The organism is Stenotrophomonas maltophilia, from assembly GCF_023518235.1.
Taxonomy (GTDB): Bacteria; Pseudomonadota; Gammaproteobacteria; order Xanthomonadales; family Xanthomonadaceae; genus Stenotrophomonas.
The window spans coordinates 4684709-4703442 of the sequence record NZ_CP090423.1 but is presented as its reverse complement, the minus strand read 5'-3'; the positions used below and the strand labels follow the sequence as shown (position 1 = coordinate 4703442).

The window sequence follows — 18734 nt, the reverse complement described above, 5'->3', positions numbered from 1 at the left end:
TGACGCTGCGGCAAACCTGCAAAGGCCCGGGGATTCCCGGGCCTTTGTTTTTTTGCCGAACCCGCCATCCACGCATGGCGTGGATCCACTCATCCCGGCGCTCTCCAGCAGCTGCCGACCTTGGTCGGCGAGAGCAGCGTGATGGGTCCATGCCACCCATCCGGTCGCGCCGGGTCATGCCCGGCGGATGCAGCGTGATGCGTGCATGCCGCGTCCATGCCCGGCTTGCTATAGTGCGCGCGCCCTCAATCCATCACGGATTCGTTCTACATGCCCAACTTCCGTCCGCTTGCCATCGCCCTGGGCATCAGCCTGGCGACCCTGGTCCCGAGCCATGATGCGTTCGCCGCCGCCAAGAAGAAGGCCGCGCGTGCCCCGGCCGTCAGCGCCCAGTGCAGCGATTTCTATGCGGCCACCAATGCGGGCTGGCTCAAGGCCAACCCGGCGCCGCAGGTCGGTGCCACCACCGCGCTGGGCCAGCTGGTCGAGCGCAGCCGCCAACAGCAGCGTGAACTGCTGGACGCCTCGATGAAGGCGCCGCAGGGCAACGTGCAGAAGCTGCTGGGCGATTTCTGGGCCAGCGGCCTGGACGAGGCTGCGGTGGAAGCAGACGGCTCCAATCCGATCGCGCCGCTGCTGACCCGCATCAACGCCATCAAGAAGGCCAAGGATGTTCCGGCCTCGATCGCCGCGCTGCACCAGGTCGGCATTCCGGTGGCCTTCAACTTCGGTCCGGATGTGGACCTGAAGGCACTGGACCGACACATCGGCTACTTCATGCAGGGCGGCATGGGCCTGCCCGATCCGGCGTTCTACATCCGTACCGATGCCGATACCGTGGCGTTGATGGGCCGCTACCGCAACTACGTCAAGCAGATCCTGGCGCTGACCGGCACCCCGGCTGCCAAGCTGGATGCGGAGTCGCAGGCGGTGATCGCGCTGGAAACCGAACTGGCGCGCAATGCGCAGTCGCTGGCCGGCATCAACAATCCGTTCAACAACTACGCGCCGATCTCCACCAAGGATCTGAACAGCCGCTACCGCAACCTGCAGCTGGATGCGTTCCTGAAGGCGCAGGGCGTGGACGACGACCTGGTCTCGCTGGCCGACCCGCAGCTGTTCAAGCAGCTTGACGGCATGGTCACCAAGCTCAAGCCGGACCAGTGGAAGGCCTACCTGCGCTGGCGCGTGGGCGATTCGATGGCACCGTACCTGTCCAAGGCCTACCGCGACGCCGAGTTTGAATTCCGTGGCCGCGTGCTGCGCGGCGAAACGCTGCCGCCGCAGCGCTGGGAAAGCGTGCTCGATGCGATCAACGTGGCCGCCGGTCCGATGGTCGGCCGCGAATATGCCGCGCGTTACCTGTCGGCCGAAGACCGTCGCCAGGCGGCATGGATCGTCGACAAGGTGCGCGAGGTGCAGATCGAGGCGGTCAAGAACAGCAGCTGGATGAGCGCCGAGGCCAAGACCGAAGCGCAGGCCAAGCTGGCCGCGCTGAAGATCGAGATCGGTACGCCGCTGCGTGACCTCGACTACACGGTGCAGCCGATGGGCCGCGGCTCGTTCGGCGGCAACATGCTGATCGCATCGACCTGGCGCCACCGTGAGGAGATGCGCCGCATCGGCAAGGGCAACGCCGACCGCCGCTGGGACGTGCTGCCGCAGCAGCCGTCGCTGGCCTATGACCTGGCGCAGAACCGCCTGATCGTCACCGCTGCGATCCTGCAGGGTCCGGTGTTCAACGCCAAGGCCGACGCGGCCGACAAGTTCGGCAGCTTCGGTGGCCTGGTCGGCCATGAGCTGACCCGCGCGATCGACGCCAAGGGCGCGCTGGTGGATGCCAAGGGTGAACTGCGCAGCTGGTGGACCCCGGCCGACAAGACCGCCTGGACCCTGCTCGGCAACCGCGTGGCCGCCCAGTACGGCGCCTACGAATTCCCCGGCGTGAAGGGTGCCAAGGTCAACGGCACGCTGACCCAGGAAGAAAACCTGGCCGACATCGCCGGTCTGGAACTGGCCTGGGCGGCGTACACCGCGCAGGAGCCGAAGGCCAAGCAGGCACAGCAGCAGGGCTTCTTCCGTGCCTGGTCGGCGCTGTGGGCACAGCAGCTGTCGCCGAACGAAGCCGTGCGCCGCCTGACAGCCGACATCCGTGCACCGGGCATGTGGCGCAGCAACGGCACGCTGGCCAACCTGCCCGCGTTCGGGGCCACCTTCAGCTGCAAGGCCGGCCAGCCGATGCAGCGCAGCGAGGCCGAGCAGATCAAGGTCTGGCGTTGAGCCAGGGCTGACGCAGCACAGCAAAGGGCGCCTTCGGGCGCCCTTTTTTTGCGGGTGCAGCACGATCCCGGGTTAACACCGGGCATGTTATCGCTGCGGCCTCGTCCATCGTGGAGCCCCGACATGGCACACAAGAACACCATCTGCATCTGGTACGACAGCGGCGCACTCGAGGCCGCTACCTTCTATGCCAGCATCCTGCCCGACAGTGCAGTGACGGCCGTGCACCACGCCCCCGGTGATTACCCGGACGGCAAGGAGGGCAACGTGCTGACGGTTGAGTTCAGCGTCTGCGGCATTCCCTGCGTCGGCCTCAATGGCGGCACTGCGTTCAAGCACAGCGAAGCCTTCTCCTTCCAGATCCAGACCGAAGACCAGGCCGAGACCGACCGCCTGTGGAATGCCATCGTCGGCAACGGCGGCCAGGAGAGCCAATGCGGCTGGTGCAAGGACCGCTGGGGCATTTCCTGGCAGATCAGCCCACGCATGCTGATCGAAGCGGTGACCAGCAAGGACAAGGCGCTGGCCAAGCGCGCCTTCAACGCGATGATGCCGATGAAGAAGATCGACATCGCGACCCTCGAAGCGGCAATAAAAAAAGGGGACGGAGGGAATTAAGTCGTTTCTCCCCATCCCCGGCGCATCGATGCAGAATGCGACTTGATCCCCTCCGTCCCCTTTTTGCGAGGTGCAGATGTCCTGGGATGCGATCATCATCGGTGGCGGTCACAACGGGCTCGTCTGCGCGGCCTATCTGGCGAAGGCCGGGAAGCAGGTGCTGGTGCTGGAACGGCGCAGCGTGCTCGGCGGTGCGGCGGTCACCGAGGAGTTCCATCCCGGCTTCCGCAATTCGGTGGCCTCGTACACGGTGTCGCTGCTGCAGCCGAAGGTGATCGACGATCTGCAGCTGCATGCGCATGGGCTGCGCATCGTTGCGCGGCCGGCCAACAACTTTCTGCCATTGCCCGATGGCCGCTACCTGTTGTCGGCGCCGGGCCGTACCCAGGCCGAGGTGGCCAAGTTCTCCCGACGCGATGCACAGGTGCTGCCCGCCTACGAGGCGCGGCTGGAGGTCTTCGCCGACGTGCTGCGTGCGTGGGCGCTGCGCGCGCCGCCGGATCTTGGCATGTCGGGTGGTTGGCGCGCGCTGCCCGCACTGTGGCAGATGGGAAAGCTGGGCCGCGAACTGGCGGCGCTGGATGCTTCACTGCGCCAGGAACTGCTGGACCTGTTCACGCTGTCGGCGGCCGAGTACCTGGACCGCTGGTTTGAAAGCGAGCCGATCAAGGCCTTGTTCGGCTTCGATGGCATCGTCGGCAACTACGCCAGCCCCTACTCGCCGGGCAGTGCCTACGTGCTGCTGCATCATGTGTTTGGCCAGTGCAATGGCGTGAAAGGCGCGTGGGGCCACGCGATCGGTGGCATGGGCGCGATCAGCCAGGCCATCGCGGCCGCTGCACGCCAGGCCGGCGCCGAGCTGCGCGTGGATGCCGATGTGCGGCGAGTGCATGTCGAGCAGGGCCGCGCGGTCGGTGTGGAACTGGGCAACGGCGAAACGCTCCGCGCACACGTGGTGATCGCCAACGTCAACCCGAAACTGCTGTACGAGCAGCTGCTGGAACCGGCGCAGGTACCGCAAGCAACCCGCGAGCGCATGACGCACTGGCGCTGTGGATCGGGCACGTTCCGGATGAACGTGGCGCTGTCGCGGCTGCCCGACTTCCGCTCCCTGCCCGGCCCGGGCGAGCATCTCAGTGCCGGCATCATCCTGGCACCCAGCCTGGACTACATGGACCGCGCCTGGCTGGACGCACGCCGCGACGGCTGGTCACGCGAGCCCATCGTGGAGATGCTGATTCCCAGTACGCTGGATGATTCGTTGGCGCCGCCCGGGCAGCATGTGGCCAGCCTGTTCTGCCAGCACGTGGCGCCGGTGCTGTCCGAAGGTCGGCACTGGGATGACCACAAGGACAGCGTGGCCGACCTGATGATCGCCACCGTCGAACGTCATGCGCCTGGCTTCGCCAACAGCGTGCTGGGCCGCCAGGTGTTGTCACCACTGGATCTGGAACGCACCTTCGGCCTGATCGGCGGCGACATCTTCCACGGCGCGCTCAGTGCCAACCAGCTGTTCTCGGCACGGCCGATGGTCGGCCAGGCCGGCTACCGTGGCGCCCTGCCCGGCCTGTATCTGTGCGGTTCGGGCACCCATCCCGGCGGTGGCGTTACCGGTGCACCGGGGCACAATGCCGCGCAGGTGGTACTGCGGGATCTGTGAGGGTGTGCCTTTGGTAGGCGTGCCGTTTGCTCTGGTAGGTGCCAACCTTGGTTGGCACCTACCGGCGTGAAGCGAGACGCATCGCGCCTCACTTCACGCTTCGCAGATGGTTCGGGCGATTCGGTGGGCCCGGCGGGCGGCGCTTGTTGAACGGCGGTTGTCCGCGCCAGTAGCGGATCAGCAGCCAGCCGAACAGCATGCCGCCCAGATGCGCGAAGTGGGCCACGCCTGGCTGCCAGCCGGTCATGCCCAGCACCAGCTCGCCCACACCGAACAGGATCACGAAGGTCCGCGCCTTCATCGGAATCGGCGGGAACAGCAGCATCACCCGCTGGTTCGGGAACAGCATGCCGTAGGCCAGCAGCAGGCCGAACACGCCGCCGGAGGCACCCAGCACTGTGGCCGGATTCTCCAGCAGGGTACCGACCAGCAGCTGGCAGACGCCGGCACCGGCCACGCACACAAGGTAGTACAGCAGGAAGCGCTTCTCGCCCCAGGTCTGCTCCAGCGGCGCGCCGAACATGAAGACCGCCAGCATGTTGAAGAACAGGTGGCCGAAGCTGCCATGCAGGAAGCCATAGGTCAGCAGCTGCCACGGCTGGAAGTTGCCGCCGGGCGAGAACGCATCGAAGCCCTGCTGCAGCGGTTGCAGCATGAACGGCTCGAAGGTCTGCATGCCGAGCAGGAACGGCTGCTGCAGCAGGAACAGGATCGCGTTGGCGATCAGCAGGGCCTTGGTGACGGTTGGCAGTCGCGGGAACATGGGAGCACCGGCATGGAACGGCCTCCATCATAGCCGCAGCACCGCATCTTGTTGGCGACCGGCAGGCGCAGCCTGTTCAGTCGCCCGCCACGCTCAGCCGGGGCCCCACACCGCGGCATCCAGCGCTGCGGCCGGATCGGTCGCAGCCATCCGCACCCGCCCGTTCTCCACCACCACGCCCTCGGCACGCAAGCGCTGTGACTGCTCGCGCCAGCCGGCCGATCCCTCCGCCATCGCGATGCGCCCGTCCGAGCGCAGCACACGGTGCCAGGGCAGGTCCGGGTCGTCGTTCTGGCCGAGGATGCGCGCGGTCAACCGCGCCCGCCCGGGCAGGCCGGCACGCATCGCCACCTGGCCATAGCCCAGCACCTGTCCCGGCGGAATCGCGCGGATCACCGCCAGGATGCGTGCACGCGCCTGCTCCGGCGTCAGCGCCGCAGCCGGGTCACCAGCAGTACGCCGATCAGCACCAGCACGGTGCCGGCGATCTGCGCCGGCCCCATCGGTTCGTCGAGCAGCCATAGGCTCATCACGATGGTGGAAACGGGGCCCAGCATACCGACCTGCGCGGCCAGCGACGAACCCACGCGTTGCACCGCCAGCATGATCGCCAGCACCGGCAGCACCGTGCACACGGTGGCATTGACCAGCGACAGCCATTGCACCGGTGCCGGTGCCTGCCACAGCAACGGCAGTGGATGGGTCACCGCGAAATGCAGCAGCACCAGCACGCTGGCCACACAGCTGGCATAGGCGGTCAGCCGCACCGCACCGATGCGCGCCACCACCTGCCCACTGCCGAACAGGTACAGCGCGTAGCTGAGCGCACTGCCCAGCACCAGAAGGCTGCCGACGATGATCTGCCCACCCTCGCGCTGCAGATCGTGGCCGAAGGCCAGCAGCACACCGAGGTAGCTCAGCACCAGCGCGCCGATCTGCCAGCGCCCCGGCCGCTGCCGTGCCAGCAGCACGTTGATCAGCAGCACCAGGGTCGGGTTCAGGTACAGGATCAACCGTTCCAGGGTCACGCTGATGTACTGCAGGCCCTGGAAGTCGAGCAGGCTGGACAGGTAATAGCCGGTGAACCCGAGCCACAGCACGCGGGCGCGGTCGGCCCAGGACAGTGGCCCGGCCCGGCGCGCGGCCCACAGTGCCATCAGCACGAACAAGGGCAGCGCCATCAGCATGCGCAGCGCGAGCAGCGTGGTGGCATCGACACCATGGCGCAGGCCGAGCTTGACGATGATGGCCTTGCCGGAGGCGGCGACGGCACCGATCGCGGCCAGGCCGATGCCGCCCAGCGCGATGCGTGGGGAGGTGGTGGCGATATGGGAAACGGGGCTGGACATCAGGACAGCGGCAGGCCGCACCGGGCGGCCAGGGAAGACGTGGGGGCCGTCATTGTCGCATGGGTGCGCCCGGCGCCCCGTAGAGCCGAGCCTACGCTCGGCTTCGCCATGCCTGGGCGAAAAGCAGCCGAGCATGGCTCGGCTCTACAACGGCCTGGCTCAGCGCATCAGCACCACTTCCTCGGCCGAGGTCGGGTGGATCGCCACGGTGTCGTCGAACTGCGCCTTGGTCGCGCCCATTTTCACCGCCACCGCGAAGCCCTGCAGGATTTCATCGGCCGCTTCGCCCAGCAGGTGAATGCCCACCACCCGTTCTTCCGGGCCGGCACAGACCATCTTGAACAGGCTGCGCTGGGTGCCGTTGGCCAGCGCCTGCAGCATCGGGCGGAAGCGGCTGTGGTATACGCTCACCTGGTCGAAACGGGCGCGTGCTTCTTCCTCGCTCATGCCCACCGCGCCCAGCGGCGGGTGCGAGAACACCACACTGGCCACGTTCTCGTAATCCATCTTCGATTGCGGGCGGCCACCGAACAGGCGGTCCATCAACCGCCGCGATGCGGCCACCGCCACCGGGGTCAGGCCGACCTTGCCGGCGATGTCGCCGACCGCATGAACGCTCGGCACGCTCGTGGTCTGCCATTCGTCCACTTCCACCTGCTGGTGTTCGCCGATGCCGATGCCCAGCGCCTCCAGGCCCAGGTCACGGCTGTTGCCGCGGCGGCCGGTGGCGAAGAACACCGCATCGAACACGCTGTCCAGCGGCCCATCGTGGCCGAACGCACGCACACGCTCACCGTCGCGCTGCAGTTCACGCAGGCGGTAACCGAAATGGATGCGTACGCCCTGCTGCTTCAGGTTCTCGGCCAGCTGATCGGTCAGTTCGTAGTCGAAGCGCTCCAGCAGCCGCTGGCCACGCACCAGCAGGCTCACCTTGCTGCCCAGTGCCTGCAGCAGCCCGGCCAGTTCCACCGCGATGTAACCGCCACCGATGATGGCCACCTCGGCCGGTGCCGCGCGCAGATCGAAGAAGTCATCGGAGACCAGGCCCAGCTCGGCACCCGGAATGTCCGGGCGCAGCGGATGCGCGCCGGTGGCGATCAGGATGTGTTCGCCGCTGTAGCGCACGCCATCGCTGCAGGCCACGGTATGCGCGTCGAGCAGATGGCCGCGTGCCGGGATGCGTACCACGCCGGTTTCGTCCAGGCGCTTGTGGTAGCTGGTGTGGATGTTGCTGATGTAGGCCTGGCGGTGGATCACCAGCTCCTTCCACGACAGTGCCGGGCGCACCGGCACATCGAAGCCCATCGCGTTGGCCAGGCCGATGCGCTCGTGCAGGTCGGCCGCCAGCCACATCGCCTTCTTCGGCACGCAGCCGACATTGACGCAGGTGCCGCCCAGTTCGCCGGGTTCGAGCATCGCCACGCGCTTGCCATGCTGCGCGGCGCGGATCGCACCGGCCAGGCCGGCGGAACCGCCGCCAAGGACGATCAGATCGTAATCATAGGGTGCAGTGCTCATCGGAATCGCTCGGGTCGGTAAGGGGCAGGATCGATCGCGGGCGTGCGGCCGCAGACCAGATCGGCAATCAATTGGCCGGTGCCGGCGCTCATGCTGATGCCGAGCATGCCATGCCCGGCTGCAAGCCAGACGTGAGGATGCGCGGGCGCGCGGCCGATCATCGGCACGTCGTCCACGCTCATCGGCCGCCAGCCACACCACTGTTCCTGCAGCTGCGCGCCGCGCGGCGTGCGCAGGTAGTGGTCGGCAGCGCGCTGCAACGCCTGCAGGCGGGTCGCATGCAGCTGCGGGTCAGCACCGGCGAACTCCATGGTGCCGCCCAGCCGCAGCGCGTCGCGCCAGGCAATCACGAAGACGGAATGGTCTTTCAGCACCGCCGGACGCAGCGGCACCTGCGATGGGCGCGACCAGGTCAGCGAATAGCCCTTGCCGGGCTGGATCGGCACGCGCAGATCCAGCTGCCGCGCCCAGTGGCGCGACCACGGCCCGGTGGCCAGCACAAGCTCGCGCGCCGACAGGTGCTGGCCCCCGGCCTGCACGCGCACACCGTGCGCATCGCCGAAGAAACCCTGCACATCCCGCTGTTCGTCAATCACCACGCCCTGCGCGCGCAGCACGCGTGCCAGTTCGGCGGTGTAGCGGTCCGGTCGCAGCTGTGCATCACCGGGGAAGTGGATCGCACCGGCAAGCCGATCATGGAAGGCCGGGTTGTCGCGCGCGTATTCGGCGCCACCGATGCACCGCGTGGCAATGCCCTGCGCGTTCAATGCCTCGCACTCGGCCGCGTAATGGTCGAAGTTGCGCGCATCACCGAACACGTAATCCAGACCGCGCGCCTTGAATTCGCAGTCCAGCGCGTGTGTCTTCACCCACTGCGCCAGGCGCAGCCGCGAATCATTCAACAGTGCGCCGCGTGCCCGCGTGGACTGCAGCCAGTCCCGCGCGTTGCAGCGCGCGCCGAACTGCAGCAACCAGCGCCACAGCGTTGGGTCCAGCCGCGTGCGCACATACAGCGGTGCGCGCGGGTCGAGCATCCAGCGCAGCGCACGCAGCGGTACACCGGGGGCCGCCAGCGGTGGCGCATGACTGGGCGTGATGGTGCCGCAGTTGCCATGCGAGGTCGCGCCGCCGATGCGCCCCCGTTCGATCACCCGCACCTGCCGGCCCTGCGCGCGCAGCGCGAGCGCAGTGGCCAGACCGATGGCACCGGCGCCCACCACGATCACATCCTCGCGCGCGCCCTGCATCGATCAGCCCTGCCCGGCTCCGCGCCGCATCGGCGGCCACTGCCGGTACGTCATCGCGCGCCACAGCCATTCCATCGGGCCGAAACGGAAGCGCCGCAGCCAGGCGTGCGAAATGCCCACCTGCACCGCAAACAGCGCCAGCGCGAACAACAGCTGCATGCTGCGCGGCATCTGCCCGAACGCGCCCAGGCCGTAGTGATAGAACAGCCAGGTGCACAGCAGCGACTGGCCCAGGTAGTGGGTCAACGCCATGCGTCCCACCGGCGCCAACCACGCCAGCCGCGTGCGCCAATGCACGATCCAGGCCAGGTAGCCCAGGCACATCGGCAGACCGCCCACCGTCACCAGGGCCATCGCGGCGGTGACCGGCAGATCATAGGCACCCGGTGCCAGATACGGCTTCCAGACAACCCCCAGCAGCGTGATCACCAGGCCGAGCGGGAGCGCCACCCAGCGCAACACTGCATACAGCCGCACGAAGCGCTCCGGGGTGGCCAGTGCGCCGCTGCCGGCAAACCAGCTGCCGATCAGGAACATGCCCAGCACTTCCGGGCCCGTAATCAGCAGCGCCCCCATCGACGATCCGAACTCGCCCAGGCGCTGCGCGTTGGCCTGCATCCAGCTGCCCTGCCCGTACACCAGGCGCTGCTGGGCGATCTCCTGCTGTGCGTCGGCGAGCATCTTCTGCAGGTCCTCCACCGGCGCCATCGACACCATCGCCCCGACCAGCAGCATCATCGCCACGCCGCCCAGATAGACGATCACGCCCATCCACGGCAGCCAGCTGCGCGGCGCCTCGCGGCATGCCAGCAGCGGCAGCGAAACCAGCGCGTACAGCACCAGGATGTCACCGGACCAGACCAGCAGCGCATGGCACAGGCCGATCAGCAGCAGGCCGGCACTGCGGCGCAGGTAGAACGGGGTGAAGGCACGCCCGGCCACCTCGGCTCGCTGCGCCATCACCGCGAAGCCGGCGCCGAACAGCAACGAGAACAGGGTGAAGAACTTGCCCTGCACGAACACATAGACGAACGCATCGGCCCAGTAGTCCAGGCCCTGCCAGTGCGTGTCGATACCGGTGAAGGCCAGGTCCAGCGGACCGCTGAAGGCCTCGATGTTCATCAGCAGGATGCCCAGCAGCGCGGCACCGCGCAGCACATCCAGCACCGCGATGCGTTCGCTGGAAGCCAGCGGTTGCAGAGAAGGAGAAGCGGCGTTCACGGGGCGTCCGTCGAGCAGGTCCACCATTATGCCGCCGGCCCAAGCGCCATGGATGGCCGCGCCGTGTTCCAGAAACGCAACGGCCCGCCGAAGCGGGCCGTTGCTGCCATCACTATCGCGCGACGATCAGTGCTGGTGACCGCCGTCGCCGTGGACGTGGCCGTGATCGATCTCTTCCTTGCCGGCTTCGCGCACGTCGACGATTTCAACGTCGAAGTGCAGGTCCTTGCCGGCCATCGGATGGTTCAGGTCCACGTCGACCACGCTCATGCCGACCTTCTGCACGGTCACCGCACGCGGGCCGAAGTTGGTCTGCAGCACGACCTGCTGGCCCGGGGCCAGCTTGGTGTTGCCGAAGTGCTTCTTCGGCACGCGCTGGGACAGGCCCTCGCGACGCTCACCGTAGGCATCGGCGGCCTTGACGTCGACGCTGAAGGTCGCGCCGGCTTCCTTGTCCATCATGGCGTTTTCCAGGCCCGGAATGATGTTGCCGTGGCCGATCAGGATCGCCAGCGGCTCGCCGCGGTCCTTGGACGACTCGATCGGCTCCTGGCCGGCTTCGGAAACGGTGTAGTGGAAGCGGACAACGCGGTCTTTTTCGATCTTCATGCGCAACTCTGTCTGGATCTGCCGGAGGCAGGCGGGTTGGGGCGGGTTGTGGCCCGGCGGGGACGCCGCCATCATGACGGCCAATCCAAGGTGGCGCATTATCCGGAGATCATGCACATCACGCCAGTTTCGTCCGGCCCGCGCCGGTTGCTCACCCCGGCCCTGCTGCTGGCCCTGCCCCTGTTGCTGACCGCCTGCGGCGGCGGCAAGGCCACCCGCCCTGCTCCGCCACCGCCAACCGCGCACTGGCCGAAGACCGTGCCGGACAACCCCGAGGCGGCCAATTCGGTGCTGATGCGCGCCATCAGCCTGGTCGGCACGCCCTACCGCTACGGCGGCAATACCCCCGATTCGGGCTTCGACTGCAGCGGCCTGGTGGCCTACGTCTACCGCGAGATGCTGGACCTGAAGCTGCCACGTACCTCGCGTGACCTGGCTGCGGTACAGGGCCCGAAGATCGACCCGCAGCGCCTGGCCACCGGCGATCTGGTGTTCTTCGGCAGCCGCGGCAACGTCACCCATGTCGGCATCTACGTGGGTGAAGGGCGTTTCGTGCACGCCCCCAGCACCGGCGGCACGGTCCGGCTCGACTCGCTCAGTGGGCCTTACTGGAAGGACCACTACACGGGGGCGAAACGCGTTCTTCGCTAAAATGAACAGGCGATATGTTCAAAAATGTGACGCACATCACTATGAAACTAACGGATTACTAACGGAATTTTTAACTTATCCGCGCTTTTACAGGGCATGATGCCCCATCGTTTTTTTCCTGTGACCGACGCGTGACGACTGACGACCTGAAAAGCGAAGGCCAGACTTCCGTATCTTCACGTGGTGCCCGCCCGCTGTTGCTTGGCCTGGCACTGTGCCTGACCAGCCTTCCGGCCTGGTCGCAGACCGCTCCGAACCGTTCCTCCGATGTGACCCCGGCCCCGGTGGCCGAGAGCACCGCCCGACCGGCCGCCAAGGCCGAGGCTGCCGCTCCGCAGCGCAGCCGCGTCGATGCCGCCGCCAGCGCCACGCTGGCCGCCCTGCTGCCGCACCTGGCCGCCAACGACACCATTCCGCTGATGGACCGCTCGGCCGTGGTGGCCGGCGATCTCAGCCGCCTGCTCGCCAACTACGACACCAGCAGCGCCGCCAATGGCAGCGTTGTCGGCACCGCCGCCGACAATGGCAAGGTGCAGTCGCTGCTGCGCCGCGCGATGACCCTGCTGGGCACCCCGTACCGTTGGGGCGGCAGCAACCCGGACAGCGGCTTCGACTGCAGCGGCCTGGTTGGCTACGTGTTCCGTTCTGCGCTGGGTATCGAACTGCCGCGCGTGTCGCGCGAGATGGCCCACGACGACAACGCCGAACTGATCAACGACCGCACCGCGCTGGCCGCGGGCGACCTGGTGTTCTTCGGCCGCAAGGGCCGCGTCGACCACGTCGGCATCTATGTCGGTGATGGCCGTTTCCTGCACGCACCGAGCTCGGGCAAGGACGTCCGCGTGGACACCCTGCTCAGTGGCTACTGGGGCAACAAGTTCATGCAGGCCCGCCGGGTCGACCTCTGACCCGCTGGCGCCACCGCGCCGCCTGAGAGACGAAAAGCCGCTGCCCTGCAGCGGCTTTTTTGTTTGCGCCCCGGTGGATGCCGACCTTCGGTCGGAACAGCGCCACATGCCCCGGTGGGTGCCGACCTTCGGTCGGAACAGCGCCACATGCCCCGGTGGGTGCCGACCTTCGGTCGGCACAGCGCCAGCTGCCCGGGTGGGTGCCGACCGTTGGTCGGCACGGCCGCCATCCACGCATGGCGTGGATCTACCGGAACAAAACAAAAGGCCCGCCGGTCAGGGCGGGCCTTCCATCACCACCACGCAACCTCAGCCGCGCGGCGGCGTCGGGTCGGGGTCATCCACACCGACATTGCTGGACGGGTTGTCATACACCGCCTGGTCGAGCAGCCCGGTCTCCTTGGCCACGATCACCGGCACCAGCATCTGGCCGGTCACGTTGGTCATCGTGCGCATCATGTCCAGGATGCGGTCGATGGCATACAGGTAACCGATGGTTTCCAGCGGCAGGTTGGCCGCGCTCAGCACCACCGTGGCCATGATCACCGCCGTGCCCGGCACACCGGCGGTACCGAAGCTGCCCAGCACCGAAGCAATCAGCACCACCACGTACTGTTCCGGGGTCAGCGGCACGCCGCTGTACTGCGCGATGAACACCGCGCACAGCGCCGGGTAGATCGCACCGCAGCCGTCCATCTTGATGCTGGCACCCAGCGGCACCGCGAACGAGCCGTAGTCCTTGTTCACCCCCAGGTTGTGGGTGATCGAACGCAGCGCCACCGGCATCGCCGCGAAGCTGGACGAGCTGACGAACGCCACCTGCATGCCCGGCGCGGCGCCACGGAAGAACTTCAGTGGGTTCAGGCCATGCGCCATCAACAGTGCGCTGTAGACCACCACGATGTGCAGCGCGCAGGCCACGTACAGCGCCAGCACGAAATGCCCCAGCGGCAGCAGCTTCTCGAAACCGTAGCTGCCGACCAGGCCGGCGATCAGGCCGAAGGTGCCGATCGGGGTGACTTCCAGTACGAAGCGGGTCACCTGGATCATGATGTCGCTCATCTGGCCGACCAGCTTGCGCGCCTCGGTCACCTTCTCGCCCAGCTTGACGATGGCAAAGCCGACCAGGCCGGCGAAGAAGATCACCGGCAGGATCGAGCCGCGGCCGGCCGCCAGCACGGTCTCACCAGCGGCATTGACCTTGGTGCCGATGCCGGACAGCGCGTAGAAGACATTGGCGGGCACCACATCCAGCAGCACCTGCACCACGCTGGGCACTTCGCGCGGTACGTAGTTGCTGGCCATCGACAACTGCAGTCCACCGGCACCCGGCTGCAGCACGGTGCCCACGGCCAGGCCGACGCATACCGCCAGCGCTGCGGTGATCACGAACCACAGGAAGGTGCGGCCACTGAGCGCGGCGACCGACTTCTGGCCATGCAGAGAAGAAATCGCATTGATGACCGCGAAGAACACCAACGGTACGGCGATCATCTTGATCAGGGTGACGTACAGCTCACCGAGCGGGCCAAACCACGTTTCCGCGGCCGGGCCGAGCGCCCAGCCGGCCAGCGCGCCGAGCACGAAGCCACCGACCACGCGCTGCCAGAATGGAATCCGCAGCCAGGCAGAGACCAGCTTCATAGGCAATCCAGAGGGGAAGGAAGGGATGCTGGCACGATAGCCCAACCTGGCCCGCGGAACGACCGCCCGGCCGGCAAATCAGTGTGTCATCGGCGTGCCTTGCAGGGCCGGGCATAATGAACGTCCCGTTACAGTTTGTGAGATCCCAGCGTCCATGCGCCGTTCCGTCTCCCTGTTGGCCGCCTGTGCCACCACCCTGCTGCTCGGCGCCTGCGCCAGCACTACCCCCGCCTCTGCCCCGGCCGGCCTGAAGGTCGCCGTCGACCCGGTCGCGCACCCGGCCGGCGAGACACCGCAGTGGTGGTACCGCAGCGGCGCCGCCCAGGCGGCGGCCAATGGTGCGATGGCCGGAAAGGCCAAAAACGTCATCCTGTTCCTCGGTGACGGCATGAGTCTGACCACCGTGGCCGCCTCGCGCATCTACGAAGGCCAGCGCAAGGGCGGCTCGGGCGAAGAGAACCTGCTGTCCTGGGAGCGCTTCCCGGCCACGGCGTTCAGCAAGACCTACAACACCGATTCGCAGACGCCGGACTCGGCCGGCACCATGACCGCCATCACCACCGGCGTGAAGACCCACATGGGCGCGATCGGCGTCAGCGCCGGCAGCCGCACCGACTGTGCCGACAGCCTGTCCAAGGGCCTGCTGACCTGGCTGCAGCTGGCCGACAGCGCCGGCCTGGCCACCGGCGTGGTGTCCACCGCACGCCTGACCCACGCCACTCCGGCGGCGACGTATGCGCACTCGCCCGAGCGCAACTGGGAAAACGACACCGACCTGACCGACGCGGCCAAGGCCGCCGGCTGCAAGGACATCGCCCAGCAGCTGCTGTCGACCTCGCGTTACGGCCGCGGCCCGCTGGTGGCCCTCGGTGGCGGCCGCGGTGAGTTCACCACTGTGGAAGAGCGCGATCCGGAGTACGACGACAAGGTCGGCCAGCGTCTGGACGGCCGCAGCCTGGTGCAGGAATGGCAGCAGGCCCATCCGCAGGGCGCCTACGTGTGGAACAGCAAGCAACTGGCGGCTGCGGCCAACGCGCCGGCCATCCTGGGCCTGTTCGAGCCGGACCACATGCGCTACGAGCACGAGCGTCCGCAGGATCCGGGCGGCGAGCCGAGCCTGGCCGAGCTGACCGCTGCGGCGATCAAGAACCTGTCCCAGCACCCGGAAGGCTACGTGCTGATGATCGAAGGCGCGCGCATCGACCACGCCAACCACAGCGGCAACGCCTACCGTGCGCTGACCGAAACCGTGGCGCTGTCCGACGCGGTACGCGTGGCCAACGAGCTGACTTCGGCCGATGACACCCTGATCATCGTCACCGCCGACCATTCGCACACGTTGAACTTCGTCGGCTACCCGGCGCGCGGCAACCCGATCCTGGGCAAGGTGAAGGACAAGGGTGGCGAAGATGGCGCCGGCAAGCTGGATTACGCGCTGGACGGCACCGGCCAGCCGTACACCACGCTGAGCTATGCCAACGGCCCGGGCCATACCGGTAGCAGCAACCAGCAGCCGGCCGGCCCGAAGCGTTACCCGCACAACCCGAGCAGCTTCGAACCGGCCAACGGCCGCCCGAACCTGCGCGAGGTCGACACCGAGCATCCCGACTACATGCAGGAAGCACTGGTGCCGATGAAGTCCGAGTCGCACGGTGGCGAGGACGTCGGCATCTGGGCGCGTGGCCCGGGCAGCAAGGCGATCCGCGGCACGCTGGAACAGAACGCGATCTACCACATGATCGTGCAGGCCACCCCGGCACTGCGCGAGCGCCTGTGCCAGGCCGGCACCTGCGACGACAAGGGCGTGCCGGTGCAGCTGCCGGCACCAACCGCGTTCGAGCGCAAGGCCGAGGACAAGTGACCCTGCGGCAGGCCCGCCCTGCCCGCGCCGGCGGCCGCTTCGCGCGGTCGCTGGCCCTGTTCGGGATGCTGGCCAGTGCCAACGCGCTGGCACAGGCGCCGGCATGCAAGCTGCTCACCGACGAACACGGCTTGTGGCCGCTGCCCAACTGCGAGGTGGTCGATCACCGGCCGAAGATCCAGCCGGGCACACTGCAGGACCTGAACTTTGATGACCACGGCCTGGCCGTGGTGTATGCCGACCAGGGCTTCCATTACGTCGACCGCACCGGCCGCAGCCTGCCGGTGCTGACCTGGGACAACGGCCCGGAAACGCCGGAGGAAGGCCTGCTGCGCGGGCGCGTGGGCAATCGCGTGGGCTACTTCGATCTGACATTCCGTCAGGTGGTACCGGGCACCTTCGATTTCGCCTGGCCGTTCCGCGACGGCGTGGCCGAGGTCTGCAACGGCTGCCGTCGCGGCACGCCGGATGGCGATGGCCATACACCGATGGAAGGCGGCGAGTGGTTCCGCATCGACCGCACGGGTCGTAGGCTGAAGTAAGGTTTTCGGCGGGGCTGCGCCCTGCTCCTGCCGAATCAACGTCAACCTCAAAAGCAACAGCCGGCTCCGGATTATCTGCGGGTTTGGCGGGGCGGTGTCGGATTGCGGGGACGCCGCAAGTACGTCCTTGTAGGTTTGGCAGCCGCATCCATGCGGCTGACACCCCGCAATCCGACACCGCCCCACCTTCGACAGTTTTCCGGTGACGGCTGGACCATCCACGCTTTGCGTGGATCGTATCTGTCAGATATCGAATTGAACCCGGGGTCAGATCCGTTTTCCTGCGGAAAACGGATCTGACCCCATGCCGTTACCCCATGCCATTCCAACAGATCGCGGGGTCTGTCGAAGGCGGTGTGGGTCCGGTTGCGGGGGCGTGAGCGCCATGGATGGCGCGACCGAGCCTACATGGACGTATTTACGGCGTCCCCCGCAACCGGACCCACACCGCCTACCCTCAGGAAACCAGCTTCTGCTGTTGCTGTTGCTGTTGCTGTTGCTCTGGATCGTAGCGGGTGCAGGGCGCAGCCCTGCCGAGCAACCCTATACTTGCCGCCGTGACCGCCTTCCCTGCCCTCGTTCCGCTGGATGCACCGCTGCTGGTGGGCTACAGCGGCGGTGTCGACTCGACCGTGCTGCTGCACTGGCTGTGGCGCTGCGCCCAGGCCTCTGCCACGCCGCTGCGCGCAGTGCACGTGCACCACGGCCTGCAACCGGCCGCCGATGACTGGGTGCGGCATTGCCAGCAGCAGTGCGCAGCGCTGGGCATGGAACTGGCCGTGCACCGCGTGCAGGTTGATCTGCACCCTGGCCTCGGCCTGGAAGGCGCGGCGCGCCAGGCACGGCGCGCCGCGTTCGCCGCCGAACTGCGCGACGGCGAAACACTGGCGCTGGCACAGCACCAGGACGACCAGGCCGAGACCTTCCTGCTGCGTGCACTGCGTGGTTCCGGCGTCGATGGACTTGCCGCGATGGCCGAGCACAATCAGCTCGGCGCACACCGCCTGTGGCGCCCGTTGCTGCATGCACCACGCGGCGCGCTGCTCGACTACGCCAGGCAGCACGCGCTGTGCTGGATCGAAGACCCCAGCAACAGCGAAGACCACGCCGATCGCAACTTCCTGCGTCTGCACGTACTGCCGCTGCTGCGCCAGCGATGGGCGCATGCCGCTGCGGCATTGGCCGGCAGCGCGACGCACTGCCGGCAGACCCGCGAACTGCTGGACGAAGAAGACGCCGAACTGATCGCACACCTGGAAGTCGCACCACGCGTGCTGTCGCTGCAACTGCTGCGCCAGGTTTCGCCGGGCCGTGCCGCGCGCGTGCTGCGCGCCTGGGTGCTCGGCCACGGCGCCCCGCCGCTGCCGGCCACGGTGCTGCAGCAGGCACTGGAGCAGCTGCTGCCGGCAGCCAATGACCGTCAGGCACAGGTACGCTGGCACGACCATGCCATCCGGCAATGGCGCGACCATGCCTATCTGCTGCCTGCGCGGCTGCCGGCTCTGCCCGCCGACTGGCAGGCCACATGGGATGGCCGCGCGCCATTGCCGCTGCCCGACGGCGGCCAGCTGCGCCTGCGGGGTGCCAGTGCTTTCGAGCAGCCGTTGCAGATCCGTGCGCGGGTGGGTGGCGAGCGCATCCTGATGCCCGGCCGCCAGCATGCCCATGCGCTGAAGGACTGCCTGCAACGCGAGCACCTCGCGCCGTGGCGACGCGCGCAGCTGCCGCTGCTGTTTGCGGACGGACAACTGCTGGCCGCCGCCGACGTGGTCATCAGCGCGCCCTTGCAGGCATGGCTGCTGGCCCGGGACGCGCAGCTGCAGTGGCGTCCCGGCGGTTGGTGAATTGACCCCCGCGCGCAGC

At 67.6% G+C, this 18734-nt stretch carries 16 protein-coding genes; 8 read left to right on the top strand and 8 right to left on the bottom strand.

What is annotated here, in order from left to right; all coding sequences use genetic code 11:
* The first annotated feature begins 270 nt into the window (after positions 1-270).
* From LZ605_RS21785 to LZ605_RS21775, 3 genes are all read left to right on the top strand, one after another.
* Positions 271-2280 (top strand): M13 family metallopeptidase, encoded by a 2010-nt coding sequence (locus LZ605_RS21785; protein WP_249843305.1) that lies wholly within the window; start codon positions 271-273, stop codon positions 2278-2280.
* 123 nt (positions 2281-2403) lie between these two features.
* A complete protein-coding gene (locus LZ605_RS21780; RefSeq protein WP_249843304.1) occupies positions 2404-2898 on the top strand; it encodes a VOC family protein in 495 nt (164 codons plus the stop codon).
* Between the two features lie 76 nt (positions 2899-2974).
* Positions 2975-4558 carry a phytoene desaturase family protein gene (locus LZ605_RS21775; RefSeq protein ID WP_249843303.1) on the top strand — a complete coding sequence of 528 codons (1584 nt, stop codon included), beginning with the start codon at positions 2975-2977 and terminating at the stop codon, positions 4556-4558.
* Positions 4559-4646: 88 nt separating this feature from the next.
* Here LZ605_RS21775 and LZ605_RS21770 read toward each other — a convergent pair whose 3' ends face one another.
* From LZ605_RS21770 to LZ605_RS21740, 7 genes are all read right to left on the bottom strand, one after another.
* A complete protein-coding gene (locus LZ605_RS21770; protein WP_008267505.1) occupies positions 4647-5321 on the bottom strand; it encodes a rhomboid family intramembrane serine protease in 675 nt (224 codons plus the stop codon).
* 93 nt (positions 5322-5414) lie between these two features.
* A complete protein-coding gene (locus tag LZ605_RS21765) occupies positions 5415-5843 on the bottom strand; it encodes an MGMT family protein (protein ID WP_409460303.1) in 429 nt (142 codons plus the stop codon).
* A complete protein-coding gene (locus LZ605_RS21760) occupies positions 5750-6670 on the bottom strand; it encodes a DMT family transporter (protein WP_249843302.1) in 921 nt (306 codons plus the stop codon). Before LZ605_RS21760 ends, LZ605_RS21765 begins: the two co-directional genes overlap by 94 nt.
* A gap of 159 nt (positions 6671-6829) precedes the next feature.
* Positions 6830-8188 carry a glutathione-disulfide reductase gene (gene gorA / locus LZ605_RS21755; protein ID WP_249843301.1) on the bottom strand — a complete coding sequence of 453 codons (1359 nt, stop codon included), beginning with the start codon at positions 8186-8188 and terminating at the stop codon, positions 6830-6832.
* Positions 8185-9435, bottom strand: coding sequence for an NAD(P)/FAD-dependent oxidoreductase (locus LZ605_RS21750; protein WP_249843300.1), 1251 nt, complete (start codon positions 9433-9435; stop codon positions 8185-8187). The genes gorA and LZ605_RS21750 overlap by 4 nt, the downstream gene beginning before the upstream one ends.
* A 3-nt stretch (positions 9436-9438) precedes the next feature.
* Complete coding sequence (locus tag LZ605_RS21745) at positions 9439-10683, bottom strand: DUF418 domain-containing protein (protein WP_249843299.1); 1245 nt, start codon at positions 10681-10683, stop codon at positions 9439-9441.
* Between the two features lie 99 nt (positions 10684-10782).
* Positions 10783-11265 carry an FKBP-type peptidyl-prolyl cis-trans isomerase gene (locus tag LZ605_RS21740; protein WP_107231105.1) on the bottom strand — a complete coding sequence of 161 codons (483 nt, stop codon included), beginning with the start codon at positions 11263-11265 and terminating at the stop codon, positions 10783-10785.
* 111 nt (positions 11266-11376) lie between these two features.
* Between LZ605_RS21740 and LZ605_RS21735 the strand changes: the two genes are divergently transcribed.
* Positions 11377-11916, top strand: a complete 540-nt coding sequence (locus LZ605_RS21735; RefSeq protein ID WP_249843298.1) for a C40 family peptidase — start codon at positions 11377-11379, stop codon at positions 11914-11916.
* A gap of 131 nt (positions 11917-12047) precedes the next feature.
* Positions 12048-12824: a C40 family peptidase gene (locus LZ605_RS21730; protein WP_423172578.1), complete on the top strand. Its 777-nt coding sequence runs from the start codon at positions 12048-12050 to the stop codon at positions 12822-12824.
* A gap of 309 nt (positions 12825-13133) precedes the next feature.
* On the opposite strand, the gene LZ605_RS21725 is transcribed toward LZ605_RS21730, so the two are convergent.
* Positions 13134-14468, bottom strand: coding sequence for a dicarboxylate/amino acid:cation symporter (locus LZ605_RS21725; RefSeq protein ID WP_107231107.1), 1335 nt, complete (start codon positions 14466-14468; stop codon positions 13134-13136).
* A gap of 154 nt (positions 14469-14622) precedes the next feature.
* On the opposite strand from LZ605_RS21725, the gene LZ605_RS21720 reads away from it, so the two are divergent.
* The 3 genes from LZ605_RS21720 (at position 14623) to tilS (ending at position 18715) form a co-directional block, all read left to right on the top strand.
* Entirely contained in the window at positions 14623-16329 is a 1707-nt protein-coding gene (locus LZ605_RS21720) for an alkaline phosphatase (protein WP_249843297.1), read from the top strand.
* Positions 16326-16871 (top strand): WG repeat-containing protein, encoded by a 546-nt coding sequence (locus LZ605_RS21715; protein ID WP_249843296.1) that lies wholly within the window; start codon positions 16326-16328, stop codon positions 16869-16871. Before LZ605_RS21720 ends, LZ605_RS21715 begins: the two co-directional genes overlap by 4 nt.
* A 557-nt stretch (positions 16872-17428) precedes the next feature.
* Positions 17429-18715: a tRNA lysidine(34) synthetase TilS gene (gene tilS, locus LZ605_RS21710; protein WP_249843295.1), complete on the top strand. Its 1287-nt coding sequence runs from the start codon at positions 17429-17431 to the stop codon at positions 18713-18715.
* The last annotated feature ends 19 nt before the right edge of the window (positions 18716-18734 follow it).

Coding starts and splice junctions, on each gene's coding strand:
- LZ605_RS21785 (WP_249843305.1), top strand. CDS start 271: ATGCCCAACTTCCGTCCGCTTGCCATCGCCCTGGGCATCAGCCTGGCG.
- LZ605_RS21780 (WP_249843304.1), top strand. CDS start 2,404: ATGGCACACAAGAACACCATCTGCATCTGGTACGACAGCGGCGCACTC.
- LZ605_RS21775 (WP_249843303.1), top strand. CDS start 2,975: ATGTCCTGGGATGCGATCATCATCGGTGGCGGTCACAACGGGCTCGTC.
- LZ605_RS21770 (WP_008267505.1), bottom strand. CDS start 5,321: ATGTTCCCGCGACTGCCAACCGTCACCAAGGCCCTGCTGATCGCCAAC.
- LZ605_RS21765 (WP_409460303.1), bottom strand. CDS start 5,843: ATGGCTGCTCGACGAACCGATGGGGCCGGCGCAGATCGCCGGCACCGT.
- LZ605_RS21760 (WP_249843302.1), bottom strand. CDS start 6,670: ATGTCCAGCCCCGTTTCCCATATCGCCACCACCTCCCCACGCATCGCG.
- gorA (WP_249843301.1), bottom strand. CDS start 8,188: ATGAGCACTGCACCCTATGATTACGATCTGATCGTCCTTGGCGGCGGT.
- LZ605_RS21750 (WP_249843300.1), bottom strand. CDS start 9,435: ATGCAGGGCGCGCGCGAGGATGTGATCGTGGTGGGCGCCGGTGCCATC.
- LZ605_RS21745 (WP_249843299.1), bottom strand. CDS start 10,683: ATGGTGGACCTGCTCGACGGACGCCCCGTGAACGCCGCTTCTCCTTCT.
- LZ605_RS21740 (WP_107231105.1), bottom strand. CDS start 11,265: ATGAAGATCGAAAAAGACCGCGTTGTCCGCTTCCACTACACCGTTTCC.
- LZ605_RS21735 (WP_249843298.1), top strand. CDS start 11,377: ATGCACATCACGCCAGTTTCGTCCGGCCCGCGCCGGTTGCTCACCCCG.
- LZ605_RS21725 (WP_107231107.1), bottom strand. CDS start 14,468: ATGAAGCTGGTCTCTGCCTGGCTGCGGATTCCATTCTGGCAGCGCGTG.
- LZ605_RS21720 (WP_249843297.1), top strand. CDS start 14,623: ATGCGCCGTTCCGTCTCCCTGTTGGCCGCCTGTGCCACCACCCTGCTG.